We start from the raw sequence: 19636 nt of genomic DNA on the forward strand, positions 1-19636 counted from the left end.
GGGAGTTTTTATCATCTCCTTAAAGCCAGTTTTCCCTTTTCATAGTACTCTTTTTTTATTGCTAGTGGTACCATGCTTCCACCTGTTGCCCATACAATATGAGTCGCATGTTCAAGTGTTTGTCGAGACAGCTGTCTGTTTGTCATTACTGGTCCCATCATACCGGCTAGTGCTGATGGCTCTAATTCAATTCCTTCGCTATCAGCCAACTCTGCTAACAATCGATGCATTTCATCATCACTGATTGTGTAGCTCCCCTCTAGAACTGGACCAATTACTTGACCAACAAACCCTGATGGCCTTCCTACGGCTAATCCATCTGCTTCAGTTATATTATCAAGACCAATATCTTGCACAGAAATTTTATCATGAAGATTTGTTGCTAAACCTAACAACATACAAGGTGCGTGGGTTGGCTCAGCAAAAAAGCAGCGAACATCATCGCCATACATAAGCTTTAAGCCAAAAGCCACTCCGCCTGGACCACCTCCAACTCCACACGGTAAATACACGAATAAAGGATGGTTTTTGTCTACTTTGACCTTCATTGCAGCAAGCTGCTTTTTCAAACGAATGGCGCTTACAGCATAACCTAAAAATAAATGCTTTGAATTTTCATCATCTACAAAATAACACATTGGATCAAGTGATGACTGCTTACGCCCTTCTTCTACAGCTTTACTGTAGTCATCTGTGTACTCGATAACCGTTACCCCTTTACTTCTTAACAAATCTTTTTTCCATTGCTTGGCATCAGCTGACATGTGAACGGTTACTTGAAAGCCAAGCTTAGCACTAATTATTCCAATACTTAATCCTAAATTCCCAGTCGACCCTACCGCGATTGTATACTGCTGAAAAAACAAACGAAATTTTTCACTATCAAACTTTCGGTAATCATCTTCAAACGAAAGCATGTTATGTTTAATAGCTAAGTCTTCAGCATACTTTAAAATTTCATAAATGCCACCTCGCGCTTTAATTGAACCCGAAATGGGCAAGTCATGGTCACACTTAAGCAGAAGTTCTCCCTCGATTTGTTGGCTAAAACGGCTTTCTAAACGCGATTTCATTGTAGGAATGGCAATCAAAGGTGACTCAATTATTCCCTTTGTTTCTTTCGTTTCGGGAAAAACATTCTGTAAATAAGGTGCAAACCGGTCAAGCCTTGATTCTGCATCCTTAACGTCCTGCTCAGTTAGTGGCATCTTTTGTTTATGTAGTTGAAAAGACTGCTTGTTTGGGTTCATCCAGCAGGTTTCTGTGAGTTGGATAAGTTCTTTTATAACCGGAAATGTTTCTGTTAACCTTACTACGTCGTATTTTTCTATTTCCATCCTTATTCCCCCCTCTTTTGTCTATGCTTTATTATCATTTTATCATGAACTATTCTTTTATTAATGCTAATCCAAAAGATAAATTAAGTGACATTTTTTTGATTTCCCTATTATGATTAAAGCGATTTCATTAAACAAAAGGGGGACATGTGTGATGGCTTACAGCGCAAATGAACAGCGGTACAAAGAAATGATTTATAACAGGTGTGGAAACTCTGGCTTACTGCTTCCCGCACTGTCACTGGGACTTTGGCATAATTTCGGGGGGTAGATTCGTTTGAAAATGGAAAAGCCATGCTAAGACGGGCTTTTGACTTAGGAATTACTCATTTCGATTTAGCAAACAACTATGGACCACCACCAGGCTCTGCTGAAGAGATGTTTGGAAAAATGTTAAATGAAGACTTTTCCTCTTATCGAGATGAATTAATTATCTCTACAAAAGCGGGCTATCGAATGTGGGAAGGTCCATATGGAGAATGGGGATCAAAAAAATACCTTGTTGCTAGTTTAGATCAAAGTTTAAAGCGCATGGGCCTTGAATATGTTGATATTTTCTATTCTCATCGCCCTGACCCTAATACCCCTCTTGAAGAAACCATGCAAGCGCTTGATTTAATTGTAAAACAAGGAAAAGCGCTATATATAGGTGTTTCAAGCTATAGCGCGGAGCAAACAAAAGAAGCTGTGCATATTTTAAATGAACTCGGCACACCCCTTCTCATTCATCAGCCAAGCTACTCAATGTTTAATCGTTGGATAGAGGACGGACTCCAAGATGTGCTAGCAGATCATCAGGTTGGCTCCATTGCATTTTGTCCGCTTGAGCAAGGGTTGCTTACGAATAAATACATATACGGCATTCCACAAGACTCGAGAGCAGCAAAAGAAACCGGCTTTTTAGATGCGAAGCGCGTAACTGCAAAGGTGGTTAATCAAGTGCAAAGACTTCATCAAATTGCACAGAAACGAGATCAAAGCTTAGCTCAAATGGCTCTTTCTTGGGTGTTAAGAGATGGAAATATTACCTCTGCCCTCATAGGAGCAAGTCGCGTAAGTCAAATTGAAGAGAACGTTGCAGCCCTTCATAAACGTTCATTTACGCAAGATGAACTTCGCCAGATTGATGCCATCTTAAATAGCTAAAAAAACCTTCTGCTCTCCAGATAAGAGTAGAAGGTTTTTTTGTGAGAGCGCATTTAGATTTTCCCATCGTATTTGCGACCATCATTATGCTTTTGATTGCGCTCATCTGTCATACGCATTTGCTCAGCTTTCTCCTGAGCATTTACATGATTGGCATCAGTCGGTAAATTTTTCTTTGAACGTCCTTTTGCATTGCTCATGTTATCACCTCCAGCTTGATACCCCGTTAGCTTCTCCACTTTTTCGGGCATCATACGCTAGAAAATCAGCCTGTATTACGCAAGCCGGCCGCAATTCCATTAATAGTTAATAACACTTCTTGTAGAAGTCTATCAGCCTGCTCTTCATCTGCTTGACGAAGTTTGGAAATAAGTTCGACTTGGAAGAAGCTTAACGGATCAACGTATGGATTTCGCAATCGAATAGACGATTGAATATTCGGTAGGTGCTCCATTAATTCTTCTTGATCCGTAATTTGTAGAATTGCTTCTTTCGTTTCGGTATACTCTTTCTCAATCGCTCCGAAAATTCGATCAGCAATCGCTTTGTCTTCAACCATTGAAGTATAGTTTTTCGCAGTCATTAAGTCTGCTTTCGTTAAAGCCATCTGCAAATTATCAATTGTTGAGCGGAAAAATGGCCACTCTTTATACATTTGCTGCAGTAGAGAAAGACTTCCTTCTTTTTTGATAAGATGTACAAGACCCGTTCCAGCTGCATACCAAGCAGGCAAAAGCTGTCGACTTTGTGTCCAAGCAAATACCCATGGAATAGCTCGCAGGTCTTCAAAACGGTCACTGCCTTTTCGACTCATTGGACGAGATCCAATGTTAAGAGCACCTAACTCTGGTAACGGTGTTGCTTGTTTAAAGTATGTTAAAAAGTCTGGATCTTCAAACACAAGATGCTGATAATGAGCAAGCGCTTCTTTTGATGCAATGTTCATCGCTTCTTCCCACTGAGATGTACGAATATCCGTTTGTTCAGCTTCAGACGACACTTTGGCAGCTGCTGTTAGCAAGGTTGAAACCGCTTGTTCTAGGCTTCGGTGCGCAATGTCGTATAGCGAATAGCGAGAGGATAATACTTCTCCTTGCTCTGTAATTTTAACGCCGTCTCCTAGCGTTTCAGCAGGTTGCGATAAAATACTTCGGTTTAATGGACCACCGCCTCGACCAAGAGATCCACCTCGACCATGGAAAAATTTAAGGCGTACGTTATAGCGCTTCGCCATATCATGAATTTCCTGCTGAGCTTTGTAGAGCTTCCAGTTTGCTGTTAACGTTCCGCCATCCTTGCTTCCATCAGAATACCCCAGCATAATCTCCTGTAAATCATTTTGTTCTGCCAAATGTTTTCGATAAAAATCAAGTTGGAATAGCTCTTCCATAATTTTTGGCCCAGCCGTTAAGTCATCAATCGTTTCTAATAAAGGGGCAACGTTTAAATAACTTTCAATTTCTCCGTTGGCATGCAAACGATAGATTCCTGCTTCTTTTGCCAAAACCATTACTTCTAATAAATCGCTAGCTGATTGGGTCATGCTAATTAAGTAGACTTCAATCGAACGCTTTCCGAATTCTTCATGTGCACGCTTAATCATTTGAAACGCTTCAATTATTTGCTTTGTTTCTGGCGAATAGTCTTCAGTGAACGAAATAAGCGGACGAGGATCTTGTAAGATTCCGCTTAGCAGCTCCAACTTTTCTTTTTCTGTCAAGGAAGAATAGTCTTCTACAATGCCAACTGAATATAAAATCTCTTTAATTGCTGCTTCATGTTCACCGCTATGATTTCGAATATCAAGCGTTGCTAAATGGAAGCCAAACAATTCTACTTGACGAATTAATTGACGAACGCTTTTCAATTCATATTGCATCGGATGATGTAAACGTAAGCTTTTTTGAATAAGCTTAATATCATTAAGTAGCTCGTCAGCCTGCTTATACCCACCTTCTTGTCCAACATATTCTAACTTATGAAGCATAATCGTTAATTTACAGCGATATACCTCATGAGGCACGCGCCATCTTTTCTTTTGAGGCAAAAGCTGTTTTTCTTGTTCAACCGATTGCACTAAATCTTCTAAAATTAAAACTCGCTTTGTTGATTGACTTAGGCGCTCCCTTAAATTCAATAAAGCTGCTCTATACTTACGAACCGCTACGCTACGATGCTTTGTTAAGGTTTGCCACGTTACCTTTGGCGTTACGTTTGGATTACCATCTCTGTCTCCACCAATCCAAGATCCAAAACGCAGAACGTTTGGCACTTGCCACTGCTGCTCAGGATAGTAGCGTTTCAATGAATCCTCCAGCTCTTGATGAATATGTGGTAATACTTCAAACAACGTTTCATCAAAATAGTATAATCCATTTGCCACTTCGTCCATTACGCGCGGCTTACGATCTCGTAGTTCAGCCGTTTGCCATAAAATCATGACTTCGTTAAAAAGCTGCTCTTCTAACTCTTCCCGTTCACGTTTTGTTACTGATTTTTGTTCAAACGCTTGTAAAATATCAGCAATTCGCTTATGGATGTCCAGCACGCTTCTTCTCGTTGCTTCTGTTGGATGCGCTGTAATAATTAACTCTAAAGACAGCGTTTCAAGAAGTTTTGTAATAACGTCCGCTGTTACGCCACTATTTTTCAAATCACTTACTGCTTTTTCAAGTGATCCAGGCTGTATGTTTGCTTCTTCTTGCTGCTGATACTCGCGCTTGCGGCGAATGCGGTGGTTTTGTTCCGCAATATTAACTAGATGAAAATAAACAGAAAATGCACGAATGACTTGCTGTCTCATTGGATCTTCAATGCTTGTTATTTCAGATTTTAACTGTTCATAGATATCCTGATTATTATGTTCACGAAGTATTTTTGCCACTTCACGTATTTTTTCAACTTTATTAAGTAACTCTTGTCCACCCTCATAAATTAATACATTTCCTAGTAGTTGTCCAAGAAACTTGACGTCTCGACGCAATGCGACGCTGTTGTCTTGCTCAGTAGTTTGTAAAACCGTCATTTCTTCTTCCACCCCTTGACAAAAAATCTAACGTTTCATTTTTTAGAAAATTGAAACTAGTTACAGTATATCATAAATAAATTCAATTTTCATGTAAAAAAACCTAACATATTTTTTATTATATAAAAAAACAGGTACTCACTAAGGAATACCTGTCATTACAAAGTTACATATTTGCACGTTTCATTCTATTTTCTTCCTCGCTTAAGAACTGGATAAAATGAGCCATCATTGCAAGCGGCTGTGCTTTAATTCGCTCAATGTATTCTTCTTTACGATATGAAGAGACCACTTCACTTTTTTGAATGCGCTCAATTGCGTATTCTGCTCCTACCTTCCGCATTTCTTTACGCTTTAATTTCGTTTCTCTTGATAACGCCATACCAATTGCTCCAATCAGAGCATATATACCTAACATCGGTAGCGCTTCACGAGTAACAGGATCTGTAAAAAGCATAAACCCTAAATTGAAGACAGAAACTGCGATGAGAGGCAGTGACCAAAACATATAGCGTGATACTTTCTTCGTAAAAGGTGAAAGTTTTTCTTGAAGCTGTTCCACCTCTTTTTGAATATACGCTGACATTTGTAATGATAATAGTTTCACAAAATCCCCAACCTTATGTTTAAATATGCAAATAGCCGTTACCAATTAGGTAGCGGCATGTTCATAACCTAAAAGACCTCTACCTGCTTATTGGTAAGGTCTTGCTAACAACGAACTCGTTTCCAACAAAGCCGAGAGCATATGCTCTGTACTGACGACCTTATTGTAAAAGCTACTCCCCTTAGAGCAACATCCTATAATTACTATCATTTTAGAAAATGTAAGTTTCATTGTCAAATGTTTCGCTTTTTGACACTCTCATGCTATCATAGCCCTACAAAAACCTTTAGAAGGGAGTCTACACTATGCTAATTTCCAGCATTATGTATTCATATGTGGTTAGAAAAGTTGATCGCTTTCAGCAATATTATATAAAACAAGAGTACGAACTCCAGCTTTTCACTACTCAAGTAAAGTGTAACGCGCGGTCTTTCACGCTAGAACAAGTTTTGGACATTTCATATAAACCCTTTTCTTCAGAAAAAGGATTACTGTATTTACATACTCATCAAGGTGTTTTCAAATATGAAATTCAAGCAGATCCCTCAACGTTTATTAGTGAATATAAACGTCTAAAAACAACGTAAGGCATGAAAAATTGTTCTCTTTTAAGAGGCATTTTTTCATACCTTTCATTCATTGCCTTTATAGACGTGTGCTTAATGTGAAGTCCTCTACTTGGTCCATTGCATTTATTACTTCTTCTTTTGTAAAATCCCCAATAAAGCGAAGAGCTTCTTCTTCCTTAATTGCATGAGTTGCTACTAGCTGTTTAGCTTCTTCTTTTTCTTTAATCCCTAAGTTTGAGAGCGTGCGCGGAAACCCTAACGCTTCGTAAAACGGTATAAGTTCTTTGACCACTTCTAATTGGTTTTCTAACATGAGCTGAACCAAAATACCATATGTCACTTTTTGACCATGAAGAACATGATGAGCTTCTTCAACAAAGCTAAGTCCATTATGAACTGCGTGAGCACCTGATACCCGCCCATACTGAACCGCAAATCCTCCAACGGTTCCAGCAATCATAATAATGGATTCTACTACCCTCGTAAATGCCGGGGTAACCTTCTGTTCTTGTAAATTTTTAATAGCAGCTTCGCTATCTGCCATCAATATATCTCTAATATATTTTGCTTGATTAAGACCTGAATATACCATTGCTGAAAGTTCATGTGCGTTTTTCGTGTTTCGAATAATCGCATCTGCTTCGTACCATTTTGCTAGAGTATCTCCAATGCCGCTTTTAACATAGTTAACAGGAGATGAAAGTAAAAGCTTTGGGTCTACAACTGTTAAAAAGCTCGCTCTCTTATGGTAATCAACGCGAACGTACTGCCCGTCTCCATCATACATCACGCTAAGAGGCGTTGTTGCTGCACATGTTCCAGGAATCGTTGGCACAAGAATAACTTCAACGTCTAAATAATCCGCTAATGATTTTGCACTATCTAGTACAATACCTCCACCAATTCCAATTACCAAATCAACGTTATAAAGTTCTTTTGCATAGGTATGAATATCTTCATCATAACAATACCCTTTATGCTGGATAACTGGAATATGTTCAGGCAATACACCGTATTGATTAAAAGCATCAAATGATTTGAATCCTGTAAAAACTACTGGTCTAGAAAAACTTGCTATATACTCGTCAATTTTCTTCGCAGCACCTATTTCACAAATATAATGATTAGGGCCACTTCTTACAATATTGGGTTCACTCATGTTGTCCTCCTTAATCGTTTCATAATTTTTAATTTTTCGTTAATTAACTCAGTATACGATAGAAGAATTTGGCATGCAAACCCTAAAAAGTCTTTCACTTATGTAAAAGCTCTTAATGTCTTATTTCAACAACTTTTTAATGATGACTCTCTCCCAAACGCTCCACGGAAGCATACGCTTTACCGATATGGATAACTTGACCCCTTTACCAACAGGATATCTAAGTTTTTTTATCTGAGATTGGTTACACAAAGAAAGAAGTAAAGAAACAACTTGATCAGGGTCACCAAGGTTTTTCTCACCAGCCTGTAGCTCATTCTCAATTGCGCGCATATAAGCGTGGTAAGGAGATCCTTCATTCAACGAATGCTTCGATACCTTCTTACCTGTTGTCCAAATATTCGTCGCATAAGAACCTGGTTCAATTAAAGCAACATCAATTCCAAACGGCTTTAACTCAAGCCGTAAACTTTCACTATATCCTTCGAGTGCGTGTTTAGAAGATACGTACGGCGATAATCCCGGAAAGCCGATTAACCCACTGATGCTGCTAATATTAATAATTTTACCCCTGCGCTTTTCTCGCATAAACGGAAGCACCGCTTGAGTCACCCTCATGACACCGAATACGTTCGTTTCAAACTGCTCTTTGTATTCATCTATATGAATTTCTTCGCTAAAACCACCAAACGCAAATCCTGCGTTATTAATTAACACATCAACCCCGTTACCCTTATCTAAAAATGCAGTTAACTGGTCAACTGAACGCTGAGACGTAACGTCTAGTTCAACAAACGTTACCCTCTCCTTTAACTTGTCTTTTTCTAACATCCTTAGCAGAGCACTTTTCTTTTCTAAATTGCGCATTGAAGCGATGATATTATATCCAGCTTTGGCAAGGTGATACGCGCTAAGTAAACCAAACCCGCTTGAGGTACCTGTAATTAATACTGTTTGTTCTTTAAACTCAGGAAATTGACTCATGTTATCACTCTCTCTATTTTAGTGGTTGTTTAACACAGGTTCATTCAACCATATACACCCATTATAGATTAATTATCTGTAGAGAAACCACTTTGGTAAACGTATGATCACATGCATCGCTTTAACAGGAGGACTACTTCTATCTACCTTACCAACCTCAGCTGCAGCAGCTAACTATACGCTCTATACAAAGGGCAGTTCAGTTGATAAAGCGACAACCACGACTTTCGGACAAGTCTACACGGGAGGCAGTACGGATGTAGACGAAGCATTTAAATGGATGATTAATGGTCGTTACGCAGCCAGGATCTGTAAACGCTGCAGTTTATATGGCGAAAACAAACCAAGCACCAACTACTTGTTTAAGTGGGGTACCGCTAACATTCAACAACGTTTCTATTTATAAACTCTTTAACGGAAACACGTTTAACCTTTCAACATGGTCTGGTTCTGGCGGGCTATCCTATACGTTGAATGTCAACAATGGCACTATTACTTCTTCTGCAGGTAATATTTATGGTGGTAGTCGCTAAATCTAACTTCATGATTGAGAGGCTGAGATATAAGGATTTCAGCCAATGATAAACCTAAACGATTGAGAGTTTCTCACTTTTAATCGTTCAGGTTTTTTGTTGATTGTGAAAACAATGTTGGAAACAGGGTGGAATGGAGCGTAGGAGTCGCGTGTCCTAAGCTCCATTTCACTAGCTTTTTAAACTTGTCTTGGAACCAACAAAAAATACCCAAACTATCAAAAGCAGTTAACTCGCGATAGTTTGGATATATCATTAACTGAAATACTTATGGTTCATCCTTTTTTATTTTTGCTCATCAATATACTGAACTAGCTCAAACAATACGTGATAAATTAATTCAAACGTATCATGTAGAGAAAGGTTTTCATCAAATCCTTTCATTGATTCGATATCAATATTAATGTCCCACATACCGTCTTTGTCGTTAAATAGTGCTTGAAAGCTGTTTTGTCCCTCTGACAATTGATTTGTTAAAAATGCTTTGATATGAGAACCTACTTTTTTCGGCTGACGCAGTCCTAAAAGCACTTTGTACGTACGAAAAACATCATCAAGCTCTACAGAAACCCCTTCAACACGAATTACATCAAATGATTGACATTCAATATAAATAAACTCATTCGGATGGTTTTTAACATATTGAATTGGCTCTTTTAAAAATGTACCAGCAGCTTCTTCAGATAATAAATTTTCGGACTCTTTATCTACTCTCTCCACATATGCATCCGCAAATCTAGTGTAATCAGCTTTGGAAGAAATTGTGACGCCTTCTGGAATTAATTCGTTTTTCATTGCAAAATCCTTCTCCTCTTCATAAAGCTCTACTTTTTGTCCCGAACTTCCTCTTAGTTCTACTTCAATATACTCTTTTACCGTTTCTTTTAACATCGCTTTCCCCTACCCTATTACGGTTAGCCACCTGATTGTCTAACAACTCATTTTTCTTTTATAATAACTGAAATGAAGGGTAATTTCTACCATGTACAAACGGTTGTCTTGCACTTTTTTTACTTTTTTTATTTTGTTAAATCTATTCGATCCTCCATCTGCGGTGGTTCTTCCATCCAGCCGTTCCTTGCCATAATTTTCCCACCCTCTTGACCATAGGTTAAGATATCTTTAGCCGTATCAATTAAAAGTAGCGGAAGGTCATTTCGTAAGCTAAAGGCTGTTCCAAGCGCGTTGCTTCCCAATCCGAAGCTACAGAAGATACTTGTGCAGTACATCATGAGTTTATCTGAAAATGGTGCTATTTGAGAATTTGTTGCTTTACCAGCCCACGTCGATGAAGCTTGAATGTCGCTGGCGAGAAGCAGCTGCGTATAGTTAGCGATAATTTTCTTTGATAACTCTTTCCCTTTTATAAAATATTTACGTACTTCTGGCTCATTAGCAGCTTGTGCAAATCCTGTTATCATTTGCATGCCTAAAATATTTGTTTCCACTGCATAATGAATATGCGCTACTTCGACCGTATTAAGCGCTCGCTTTTCAGAAAATAGCTTCATACCATTCATATACCCTGTACCTTTAGCAAACTTTACTTCTTTTGGCATGGATACCACAGGTGGTCTCACTAGAACACCTTTTTTCTGTAAATAATCTACGCATTTGCTATATACGCCTTGCGTAAATTCTGTTAGCTCTTGAAATAGAGACACGATATCATCACGATGTGCCATGCTTAAATGAAGAGTGTGTAACCCCATGCTCATTTGCTTTAATAAGCGTAAAAACATAATGTCAAATAGGTGGTCGTAAAGTTTTGGTACCTCTGTATTTACGTCTTGTTCTGTAAATCCAACGGGCACAACGGCTCCTTCTTGTTCAAAAATTTGTTTTATTCTTTCTATATAATGAACAATTTTATTATGCGTAGATGTTAAAATTTCTTTAGCTTCTTCATCTTGTGCATGCTCAATGAAATGTTCCAGTAACCGCTGAGACATTGTTTTTTGTTGATACGTCATCCATAGCGTTGCTAGTTCACTTGAGCTAAGTGGTATATGACTTGTCATTTATGGTGCCTCCTATACTTTATCAAGATAAATAAAATACCTTTGATTAATCTCTTATGTAAATTCTGAGTAAGTCCCTTAAAAGCAATACTACATAGCACGGCTTCTAATTTAGGCGTTCTCATCTCTATATCTTTACTTTTTTTGATACTACTACTATTTACATTTTTAATCATAATATGTAGCCATGAAAAAAAGCTCTCTGGTATGAGAGCTTTCTCCGTTATCTTTTAAGCTGAACAAATTTTCTTTTGCCAACTTGAACAATTAAGTCATTTTCTATGGCTACTTGTAAGTTTTCATCTGTTACTTTTTCTTGATTTAGTTTTACCCCACCATTTTTAATCATCCGACGGGCTTCACTTTTAGAGGTTTGAAGTCCTAGCTCAACCAATAGCTCAATGATTGGAAGTTGTTCTGAACCTTCCCATTTCACCACCGGAATATCATCTGGCAAAGCTCCTTTTTGGAAGACCGTTTTGAAATGATTCTCAGCTTCTTGTGCAGCTTTTTCACCATGGTACATTCGTACAATTGTTTTACCAAGCTGCATCTTTAGATCTCGAGGATGTTTCGTGTTCATTGTTAAACCTCGTTCCATCTCTTCAATTTCTTCTAAAGGTACATCCGTAGCAAGCTTGTAGTACTTTATCATGAGTTCATCTGGAATTGACATTGCTTTTCCATACATGTTCCAAGGCTCTTCATCAATACCGATGTAGTTCTTTTTGGACTTAGACATCTTTTCTACTCCATCTAACCCTTCTAATAAAGGCATAAGCATGGCTACTTGCTTTTCTTTTCCATACTTCTCTTGAAAGTGACGTCCCATTAAAATATTAAAGTGCTGATCTGTCCCACCAAGTTCAATATCACATTCTAATTCTACAGAATCATACCCTTGCATAAGTGGATAGAAAAATTCGTGAAGAGAAACTGGCTTTCCTTCTCCTAAACGCTTTTCAAAGTCATCTCGTTCTAGTAAGCGTGATACGGTAATTTTCCCTGCTAAATTAATGACGTCTTCAAAATTAAGCTTTGATAACCAAAAGGAATTATAGTGAAGTTCTACTTTGTTCATATCTAGCACTTTTCCGAATTGTTCAAAGTACGTTTTGGCATTATGCTTGACTTCCTCATCCGTTAATTGTTTTCTCGCAATAGACTTACCCGTTGGATCACCAATTTTACCTGTGAAATCACCGATTAAAAGCTGAATAACATGCCCATTTTCTTGAAATTGACGAAGCTTATTTAATACGACTGTATGCCCTAAATGAACATCAGGAGCTGAAGGGTCCAATCCTAGCTTAATTTTCAGCGGTGCACCTGTTATAACGGCCTTTGCTACTTTTTGCTTCAGTTCATCCGCAGGAATGATTTCCTGAGTTCCAAAACTATATAATTTGTACTGCCTCTCAATCTCTGCTTTTTGATTTTCTGTTGCTTGTGCTAAAAAGTTTTCCATTTTACTTCCTCCTTAAAAATAATAAAAACCACGCCCCTAAATAAGGGACGTGGCTTTTACACGCGTTACCACCCTTGTTGAAGAGAGATGTTCTCTTCCACTTCATTTTTTAACGGCTACTCACCGCTCTTTGCTGCTACACAAAGAAAGCTCAAGGAATGTAATTCACTTTTATCTATATACCAGTTCACACCGTCCACTGGCTCTCTGAAAAATAGGGAGATAAAAACTACTAAGATCCTCTCAATGCCTATACGTTATTAATATTTTGAATCATATAGCGAAGCTGCTCAGCTAACCGTTCTTGCTCACTTACTTCCATTGAATGAACAAGCTTCTTTTCACCTTGATGAAATTTTGGATACAGCTCTTTAATTACTTGTTCACCTTTTTCTGTTAGGCTAATGCTAACACGACGTCTATCTCTTGGGTCAGCACTGCGCTTACATAGGCCTTTGCGCTCTAATGTATTCGTTATGGTACTAATTGTTGCCGTCGTAACGCCTGAAGAAACAGCTAACTCTTTTGTTTCCCTTTGCCCCCATACCCACACATCATATAGTAATGAAAATGCAGTCCACGATAGTTTATGAGCTGATAGTACGTCGCGTTCCATCACAATGCGCAAAGATTGAGCTGCTCTGTAGAGATTGGTAGCAACTGCTACTGCGTGTAAATCAACGTCTTCTCCTAGGCTTTCAGATAAAACCTTTAAACGATCTACCTCTTCTATTTGATGTTTATTTTTCTTATCCATTCGCACCTTACCTTGAATTTTCAGAATCATTAGCTACCTAATGATTAATTTATATAAGTGTAATTAAACTATACTTTAACCTAAAAAGCAAGCTCTATATAAAAAAAGCATGAAGCCTAAACGCGACTTCATGCTATTTCTGTAATTTTAAAAGTATCTCTTGAAACGCAGGGTGACTTTTATGATCCGATTTATAAGCAGCATAAATTGTATTGGAGACGTGCAGTGTTGAAAACAATACTTTAGAGCGATTTTGTGCGATTGAACCTTGAACTAAATACGTTGGTAAGACGCTTATCCCCATGCCTTGTTCAATTGCTTCTAATATGGCTCTTAAATCTGGAACAACGTGGGCTGCTTGAATATCAGGACGCTTTTTAAAATGCTCGCGCCAATACCTTCTAATAATCAGTAGCTCCAACCCATACGTGAACCACTTCAAAGCCCTCTTATGTATGGTCTAAAAAAATTAGAAGTTACAGTATAAGAACTAGAAAGTAATAAAAAAACGTATCTTAGCTTGCATTAACTAACTATATTAGTTAATATATAAATAACAATAGTTTTAAAGCTAATATGAGAAGGAGATGTTCCTATGAGGATCATTCGCGAAGGACATTTATATCAATTGACTTTTTTACCCCGTTTTTTCCCGGTTAATTGTTACCTAGTTGAAGAGGATGATAGTCTAACCTTAATTGATGCTGCACTTCCTTACAGTGCTAAGAAAATATTAAAAGCTGCTAAAAAAATTAATAAACCAATTACACGTATTCTTCTGACACATGCGCACGACGATCACGTAGGAGCACTTGATAAGATAAAACAACTACTTCCCGATGTTCCTGTACATATTTCAAGTAGAGATGCTCGATTAATGAGTGGGGACATTACACTGGATCCTAATGAACCAGATACTCCTATACGTGGTGGAGTACCTAAAAATTTGAAAACCCGAGCAGATATTTTATTACAAAATGGAGATCAAATTGGTTCACTTATCGCGATAGCTGCTCCTGGACATACGCCAGGCTCAATGGCATATTTTGATACGCGTAGTAGAACCTTAATCGCTGGTGATGCTTTCCAAACAAGAGGTGGTATGGCAGTAACTGGCCAACTTAGACCTTTATTTCCTTTTCCAGCAATGGCTACGTGGAATAAGGAAACTGCACTTCAGAGTGCACATAAATTACTAGAATATAACCCTTCATTACTTGCTGTAGGGCATGGAAAAATGTTAAAACAACCAGAAAAAGCTATAACCCACGCTATTACAAAAGCTAAGTTAAATATTGAACACATTTAGTATATTTTAAGAAAGGAATAGTTAAATATGACCCCAAGACCAGGACTTGATTTAGATACTATTTTACAAGCCACTACAAAAATGGCAGATACACAAGGGATAGATGAAGTAACATTAGCTTCTCTTGCAAAAACGTTGAATATTCGTCCACCTTCTCTATATAACCATATAAACGGATTACCAGCGTTAAGAAAAAAGCTTGCTGTTTATGGTTACGAACAACTTCATAAAGTATTACTACGTGCAACTGTAGGGCGTTCAAAAGATAATGCAGTTCGTGCATTAGGAGAAGCTTACATGTTTTTTGTTCGTAATCACCCTGGTTTGTACGAAGCAATGCTTCGTTCTCCTGACCCTGAAGATCTGGAGCTTAGGAGCATACAAAATGAAACAGTTGATACTGTTATTCAAGTACTTAATGAATACGACTTAGGAGAAGATCAAACAATACACGCGACACGGGGATTACGAAGTATCTTACATGGTTTTGCTTCGCTTGAACAGAAGAGAGGGTTCGGCCTTCCTCTTGATCTTGATATAAGCTTTCATACATTAATAGATATTTTTTTAACAGGGATAGATGCAATTAAACAAGAGAGTAAAAAAAGTGAATATTTAAGAGATTAATTTAAAATGAATATTCTTTCACTCATAAAGGTTTTAAATTTGGCGTTGCGATTTTCCTTAGAATTATTTGCACTTGGCTCACTAGCTTACTGGGGAGCACAAACTGGAAAAGGGGTAATGAGAGTACTGTTAGCAATAGGTGCTCCATTAATAATTGCAATTGTTTGGGGAGTTTTCGGTTCTCCACGTTCCCAAGTTCAACTATCTATGTCTATGCATATAATGCTCGAACTGCTTGTATTTGGCCTTCCTTCTGTTGCCCTATATGCTACTGGTAAACATTAGTGAAAGACAGAAGAAGCATGAAAAACTCTCACAAGAGATATTAAAGACTCACCTTGAATTCAAGCAACGTTATGGCAGTGTTAAAATTACGAAAACACTAAAAAAGCGTGGTGTTAAAGTAAGTGAGCGTACAGTCTCCCGAATAATGACAAAGAACCACTGGAAGTCTTGTACAGTCCAAAAGTACAAGGCTACGACCAATTCGAGGCATCATCACCCAGTAAGTGAAAACGTCTTAAATCGACAGTTTAAAGCGAGTAAACCAAACCAGTTCTGGGTTACGGATATCACTTATATTCCAACGAATGAGGGCTGGTTGTATTTGGCGACCGTAATGGATTTATATTCTCGTAAGATAATAGGATGGGCCATGGATAAAAAAATGACCAAAGAATTAGTTATCTCTGCGTTAAAGATGGCTTACAAACGCCAAAAACCTGGGAATGGAGTGGTCCATCATTCAGATCGCGGTGTTCAATATGCTTCTTGTGAATATCAAAATCTATTAAAAAAGTACAATATGACTGGCAGCATGAGCCGGAAAGGAAATTGTTACGACAACGCTTGCATTGAGTCCTTTCACGGGATTCTAAAACGAGAGCTTGTTTACCAAACAAAGTATAAAACGAGAGAAGAAGCAAAGAAGTCACTATTTGAATACATTGAGTTCTTTTACAATTCCAAGCGAATTCATTCGACATTGGGGTATTGCACACCGAATGAATTTGAACAAATGTACAGGAAATTCGCATCTTGATTTCTCCTTCATAAAAAAGTTTAAATCTTTATAAATTTAAACTTTTTATGAAGGCTACCAAGCGAAAGTGCGGTAGAAATCTGTGTCTATTTTCTTGACGTAGTATCAAAAAGTCTACAGGCATAAACGTTGTACCGTCAGACCATCCCAATGTAAGCATACGAAAGCCTTTGTAGAAGCGCATTTTTTGAGAAGCGTGGTCAAAACAACGCGCAAGAAGTTCAACCGATTTACTTCGATTTTTATCATAAGATGAATCATCAACAATCAACACTTTGATACGCTCATGATTTGTAAGCTTACTTACTTTTTCAATCGAGTGTGCGCTTAATAAAAGCAGAAACCTTCTCCATGAATAAGTGGAACGGTTCAAAAAACGATAGACCGCATCTTTAGCTGGAATATCGGTAGATTTCTTACTTTCAAGTGTTCGAAACCAGTTTTTGTTTTCAAAGATCAAACAGAAAATGAGCTGAAATAAATAAGCACAGGTAAAGCCAAAAGACTTGGTAATCCCAGCTTTTCTAAGATGTTTCAATACTTTTAGTTCTTTAAAAGTAGATTTTATTTCATTTGGTAGTTGCTTAGATTGGTCATGATTCGCTATCATATAGAGGACACCTCTTCTGTATGGAATGTTTGATTCTCGACAAATCAACTATACCAAACGGATAGGTGTTTTTTCATGCATTTTTATGTGTCAATGATAGTACTTGAATGACATCAGCAACTACAGCTAGATGAATTTATAGCACATTTATCGATGCGAAAGTTGAGTAAATAACTAAGGAGAAAAGCATCATGATACTTTTCTCCTTGGCTTTTTAAATAGATCCCGTATTTCGCTGTTACTAAAACTGCAACCCATATAAATACCTGCTCCCGCTATTGCTGAAAGAATAGCTGTAAGGACAGAAGCAGTATAATCCTGTACAGCGCCTGCTAACCAAACCGTTAACAATTTGCTCATGATAAACACAACGATTCCCATGAACGTTACGTGCACAATAGATATTTTCATTCTGGCAAGCTCGGGGATGATGCGGTATGACAGAGCTTTTTTAATAAGATGGAAATTATATAAAACAGAGACGCCATAGCCTACGTACGTCGCCAAAATTGGTGTGAGTTCTTTAAAAGATGAAAGTAGTGCAATATTTAGACTCAGCTTCAGTATAATCCCAATTAGCAAACCAGCAATGACCTTTTTCTGCTGATTAATTCCTTGTAAAATAGCTGCTGTAATAGTAAATAAACCAAATAAAATGGCCATTGGTGCGTACCATTGGAGAACAAAACCTCCCAGCTCATAGCTGCTTCCTGACAGAAAAATCATTCGATAAACAGGCTTTGCTAACAGTGATAAACCAACAGCAGCAGGAAGCGTCAAAAAGAAAAAGAGCTGCAGAACCTGCGTAATTTTCTGCTTCACATTATTTATTTCACCTTTTGTATAAGAAGTCGTAATGCTTGGAAGCAGTGACATCCCAAAAGCAGTTGCTAGTGAGACTGGAATCATTACCAATATCTGCGCAAGACCAATAACTGCATTGACTGTTTCGGCTTTTTCTTGGGTATAGCCAATCGATTGAAACAACGCATTAATTGTAAACGTATCGATATTTTGATAGATAGGAATGGCTAATCCAACAATTACAAATGGAATGCTATAACTTAATAACTCCTTTAACATTGAAGCAATCGGAATTCTTTTGTTCTCTCGACTGTTCTGTACTTGTTTATAAATAAAATGCTTGCGCTTTTGATACACAGTTACCAATATAAGAAGACCTGCGCCGCCTCCCATCACTGCACCAAATGTCGCCACTCCAACCGCGCTTGTTATACTACCATTAAACATTGTTAACACAGCATACGCGCCACATACGATAAACAGAACGCGAACGACCTGCTCAATTACCGTGCTCAAAGCCGAGGGACCCATTGATTGATTGCCTTGAAAATACCCTCGTAGTAAGCTCATTGCTGGAATGATAAGAAGAGCAAAGCTGACCATTCGAATTACGTAAACTACGTCATCAATACTATTTCCACTTCCATCTTGCCTTCCAACAACGAAATGGGCTAAAGTTGGAGCTAAAGCATATAAAGTTGCGCATGCTATAAACCCAGTCACCATCATTAAAAACAAGCCAAACTTCAATAAATCTTGACTTGCCCGATAGTTTCCTAGCCCATTATATTTTGACACGTACTTGGAAACGGCTAGCGGGAGACCCATTGTCGATAAGCTAATCATAAGACCATAAGGCCCATACGCATATTTATAAAGAGCGTATCCTTCATCTCCTACCAAATTCATAAATGGAATAATATAAACAAACCCTAAGATTTTTGAGATAAACGTAGCAGCTGTTAAAAAAAACGTGCCACGGACTAACTTGTTATTCATATTCCTCTCCTCGCTAAAAAAAGCAGCTATAAGCCACTTTTAAACTCTTCATCTTTCACTTCACTCTTGGTTGTTTCATTACTTTTTTCTATTATTCGTTAACAAAAGCTTTTAAGTACCATTATTAATTTGCAATTGTAACCAACAATGAATTTATGAATGCTCTTTCGTCAACCTTTCTCTCGCAGACTCTAACCCTCGATTTACAGGCCTGTGCCCTTTTGCTTTCGCCAGTCCAAACAGCGGCATGTTTGCATAAATGGACTCATACGCATTTGCTTCGACTTTATACGTTTCATGATAGATCCCAACCGTTCCATCGCTTCCAATTCGCTGATTAAACTTCTTCCATGCTTTTAAATGACGAGCTCCTTTTGCATAGGACTCAAGTTGTTCAAAGCTTTTCCAGTATTGTATTAAAGTCATTGTTTTCCATGAAAAAGACATTTCCGTATGTAAAAAGCCGAGCTCTTTGTTTTGATAAAGTTCTTTTATCATCGGCGGCATTGCCATAAATACAGGAAGCCATTTTGAGAAAGAAAATAGTTTATTAATTCTCATACCGATAATAAACACAACCATATCTTCTTCTCAATCTGCCGTATAGCGCCCGTTGTAAATCTGCTTTGCCAACACCTT

18 protein-coding genes, 3 pseudogenes and 1 other annotated feature are annotated in these 19636 nt (G+C 38.0%); of the genes and pseudogenes, 7 read left to right on the top strand and 14 right to left on the bottom strand.

Features of this window, described 5'->3' with window-relative positions:
- Positions 1-11: 11 nt before the first annotated feature.
- Positions 12-1337 carry a D-serine ammonia-lyase gene (locus MKZ18_RS13145; RefSeq protein WP_035320725.1) on the bottom strand — a complete coding sequence of 442 codons (1326 nt, stop codon included), beginning with the start codon at positions 1335-1337 and terminating at the stop codon, positions 12-14.
- Between the two features lie 154 nt (positions 1338-1491).
- On the opposite strand from MKZ18_RS13145, the pseudogene mgrA reads away from it, so the two are divergent.
- Positions 1492-2483 (top strand): annotated as a pseudogene (mgrA, locus tag MKZ18_RS13150) (L-glyceraldehyde 3-phosphate reductase).
- 53 nt (positions 2484-2536) lie between these two features.
- Here mgrA and MKZ18_RS13155 read toward each other — a convergent pair.
- The 3 genes from MKZ18_RS13155 to MKZ18_RS13165 form a co-directional block, all read right to left on the bottom strand.
- On the bottom strand, positions 2537-2683 hold the full coding sequence (locus MKZ18_RS13155) for a hypothetical protein (RefSeq protein ID WP_025909900.1): 147 nt from the start codon (positions 2681-2683) through the stop codon (positions 2537-2539).
- 65 nt (positions 2684-2748) lie between these two features.
- Positions 2749-5508 (bottom strand): phosphoenolpyruvate carboxylase, encoded by a 2760-nt coding sequence (gene ppc / locus MKZ18_RS13160; protein ID WP_144593672.1) that lies wholly within the window; start codon positions 5506-5508, stop codon positions 2749-2751.
- 166 nt (positions 5509-5674) lie between these two features.
- Positions 5675-6115: a DUF5392 family protein gene (locus MKZ18_RS13165; RefSeq protein ID WP_025909898.1), complete on the bottom strand. Its 441-nt coding sequence runs from the start codon at positions 6113-6115 to the stop codon at positions 5675-5677.
- A 305-nt stretch (positions 6116-6420) separates the two neighbouring features.
- Here MKZ18_RS13165 and MKZ18_RS13170 point away from each other — a divergent pair, with 305 nt between their 5' ends.
- Complete coding sequence (locus MKZ18_RS13170) at positions 6421-6702, top strand: hypothetical protein (RefSeq protein WP_061786202.1); 282 nt, start codon at positions 6421-6423, stop codon at positions 6700-6702.
- A 58-nt stretch (positions 6703-6760) separates the two neighbouring features.
- Here MKZ18_RS13170 and MKZ18_RS13175 read toward each other — a convergent pair whose 3' ends face one another.
- Positions 6761-7843 (bottom strand): iron-containing alcohol dehydrogenase family protein, encoded by a 1083-nt coding sequence (locus MKZ18_RS13175; RefSeq protein WP_144593673.1) that lies wholly within the window; start codon positions 7841-7843, stop codon positions 6761-6763.
- Positions 7844-7963: 120 nt separating this feature from the next.
- On the bottom strand, positions 7964-8827 hold the full coding sequence (locus MKZ18_RS13180) for an SDR family oxidoreductase (protein WP_025909895.1): 864 nt from the start codon (positions 8825-8827) through the stop codon (positions 7964-7966).
- A 287-nt stretch (positions 8828-9114) separates the two neighbouring features.
- Here MKZ18_RS13180 and MKZ18_RS13185 point away from each other — a divergent pair, with 287 nt between their 5' ends.
- A complete protein-coding gene (locus tag MKZ18_RS13185) occupies positions 9115-9360 on the top strand; it encodes a hypothetical protein (RefSeq protein ID WP_062686637.1) in 246 nt (81 codons plus the stop codon).
- A 285-nt stretch (positions 9361-9645) separates the two neighbouring features.
- Here MKZ18_RS13185 and MKZ18_RS13190 read toward each other — a convergent pair whose 3' ends face one another.
- From MKZ18_RS13190 to MKZ18_RS13210, 5 genes are all read right to left on the bottom strand, one after another.
- Entirely contained in the window at positions 9646-10251 is a 606-nt protein-coding gene (locus MKZ18_RS13190; protein WP_025909893.1) for a hypothetical protein, read from the bottom strand.
- Between the two features lie 128 nt (positions 10252-10379).
- Positions 10380-11381 (bottom strand): DUF3231 family protein, encoded by a 1002-nt coding sequence (locus MKZ18_RS13195; RefSeq protein ID WP_144593674.1) that lies wholly within the window; start codon positions 11379-11381, stop codon positions 10380-10382.
- A gap of 223 nt (positions 11382-11604) precedes the next feature.
- On the bottom strand, positions 11605-12849 hold the full coding sequence (tyrS, locus tag MKZ18_RS13200) for a tyrosine--tRNA ligase (RefSeq protein WP_025909553.1): 1245 nt from the start codon (positions 12847-12849) through the stop codon (positions 11605-11607).
- A gap of 40 nt (positions 12850-12889) precedes the next feature.
- Positions 12890-13105: a binding site (T-box leader), on the bottom strand.
- A complete protein-coding gene (locus MKZ18_RS13205) occupies positions 13100-13606 on the bottom strand; it encodes a MarR family transcriptional regulator (RefSeq protein WP_025909552.1) in 507 nt (168 codons plus the stop codon). (Overlaps the previous feature by 6 nt.)
- A 133-nt stretch (positions 13607-13739) precedes the next feature.
- The gene (locus MKZ18_RS13210; RefSeq protein WP_186317454.1) at positions 13740-14048 is read right to left on the bottom strand and encodes a LysR substrate-binding domain-containing protein; all 309 of its coding nucleotides are present in this window, start codon (positions 14046-14048) and stop codon (positions 13740-13742) included.
- Positions 14049-14201: 153 nt separating this feature from the next.
- Here MKZ18_RS13210 and MKZ18_RS13215 point away from each other — a divergent pair, with 153 nt between their 5' ends.
- From MKZ18_RS13215 to MKZ18_RS13230, 4 genes and pseudogenes are all read left to right on the top strand, one after another.
- Positions 14202-14915, top strand: a complete 714-nt coding sequence (locus tag MKZ18_RS13215) for an MBL fold metallo-hydrolase (protein WP_061786595.1) — start codon at positions 14202-14204, stop codon at positions 14913-14915.
- Positions 14916-14942: 27 nt separating this feature from the next.
- A complete protein-coding gene (locus MKZ18_RS13220; RefSeq protein ID WP_061786596.1) occupies positions 14943-15542 on the top strand; it encodes a TetR/AcrR family transcriptional regulator in 600 nt (199 codons plus the stop codon).
- A gap of 6 nt (positions 15543-15548) precedes the next feature.
- Complete coding sequence (locus MKZ18_RS13225; RefSeq protein ID WP_144593676.1) at positions 15549-15827, top strand: YrdB family protein; 279 nt, start codon at positions 15549-15551, stop codon at positions 15825-15827.
- Positions 15826-16584: pseudogene (locus tag MKZ18_RS13230) on the top strand (IS3 family transposase); the annotation flags it as partial. The gene MKZ18_RS13225 and the pseudogene MKZ18_RS13230, both read left to right, overlap by 2 nt.
- A 100-nt stretch (positions 16585-16684) precedes the next feature.
- On the opposite strand, the pseudogene MKZ18_RS13235 reads toward MKZ18_RS13230, so the two are convergent.
- The 3 genes and pseudogenes from MKZ18_RS13235 to MKZ18_RS13245 form a co-directional block, all read right to left on the bottom strand.
- Positions 16685-17194: pseudogene (locus MKZ18_RS13235) on the bottom strand (transposase); the annotation flags it as partial.
- A 189-nt stretch (positions 17195-17383) separates the two neighbouring features.
- A complete protein-coding gene (locus MKZ18_RS13240; protein ID WP_025909684.1) occupies positions 17384-18997 on the bottom strand; it encodes a putative polysaccharide biosynthesis protein in 1614 nt (537 codons plus the stop codon).
- Between the two features lie 153 nt (positions 18998-19150).
- Positions 19151-19579 carry a DUF4188 domain-containing protein gene (locus tag MKZ18_RS13245; RefSeq protein ID WP_090752826.1) on the bottom strand — a complete coding sequence of 143 codons (429 nt, stop codon included), beginning with the start codon at positions 19577-19579 and terminating at the stop codon, positions 19151-19153.
- Positions 19580-19636: the final 57 nt, after the last annotated feature.

Source organism: Priestia sp. FSL W8-0001 (assembly GCF_038050335.1).
GTDB lineage: Bacteria > Bacillota > Bacilli > Bacillales > Bacillaceae_H > Priestia > Priestia flexa.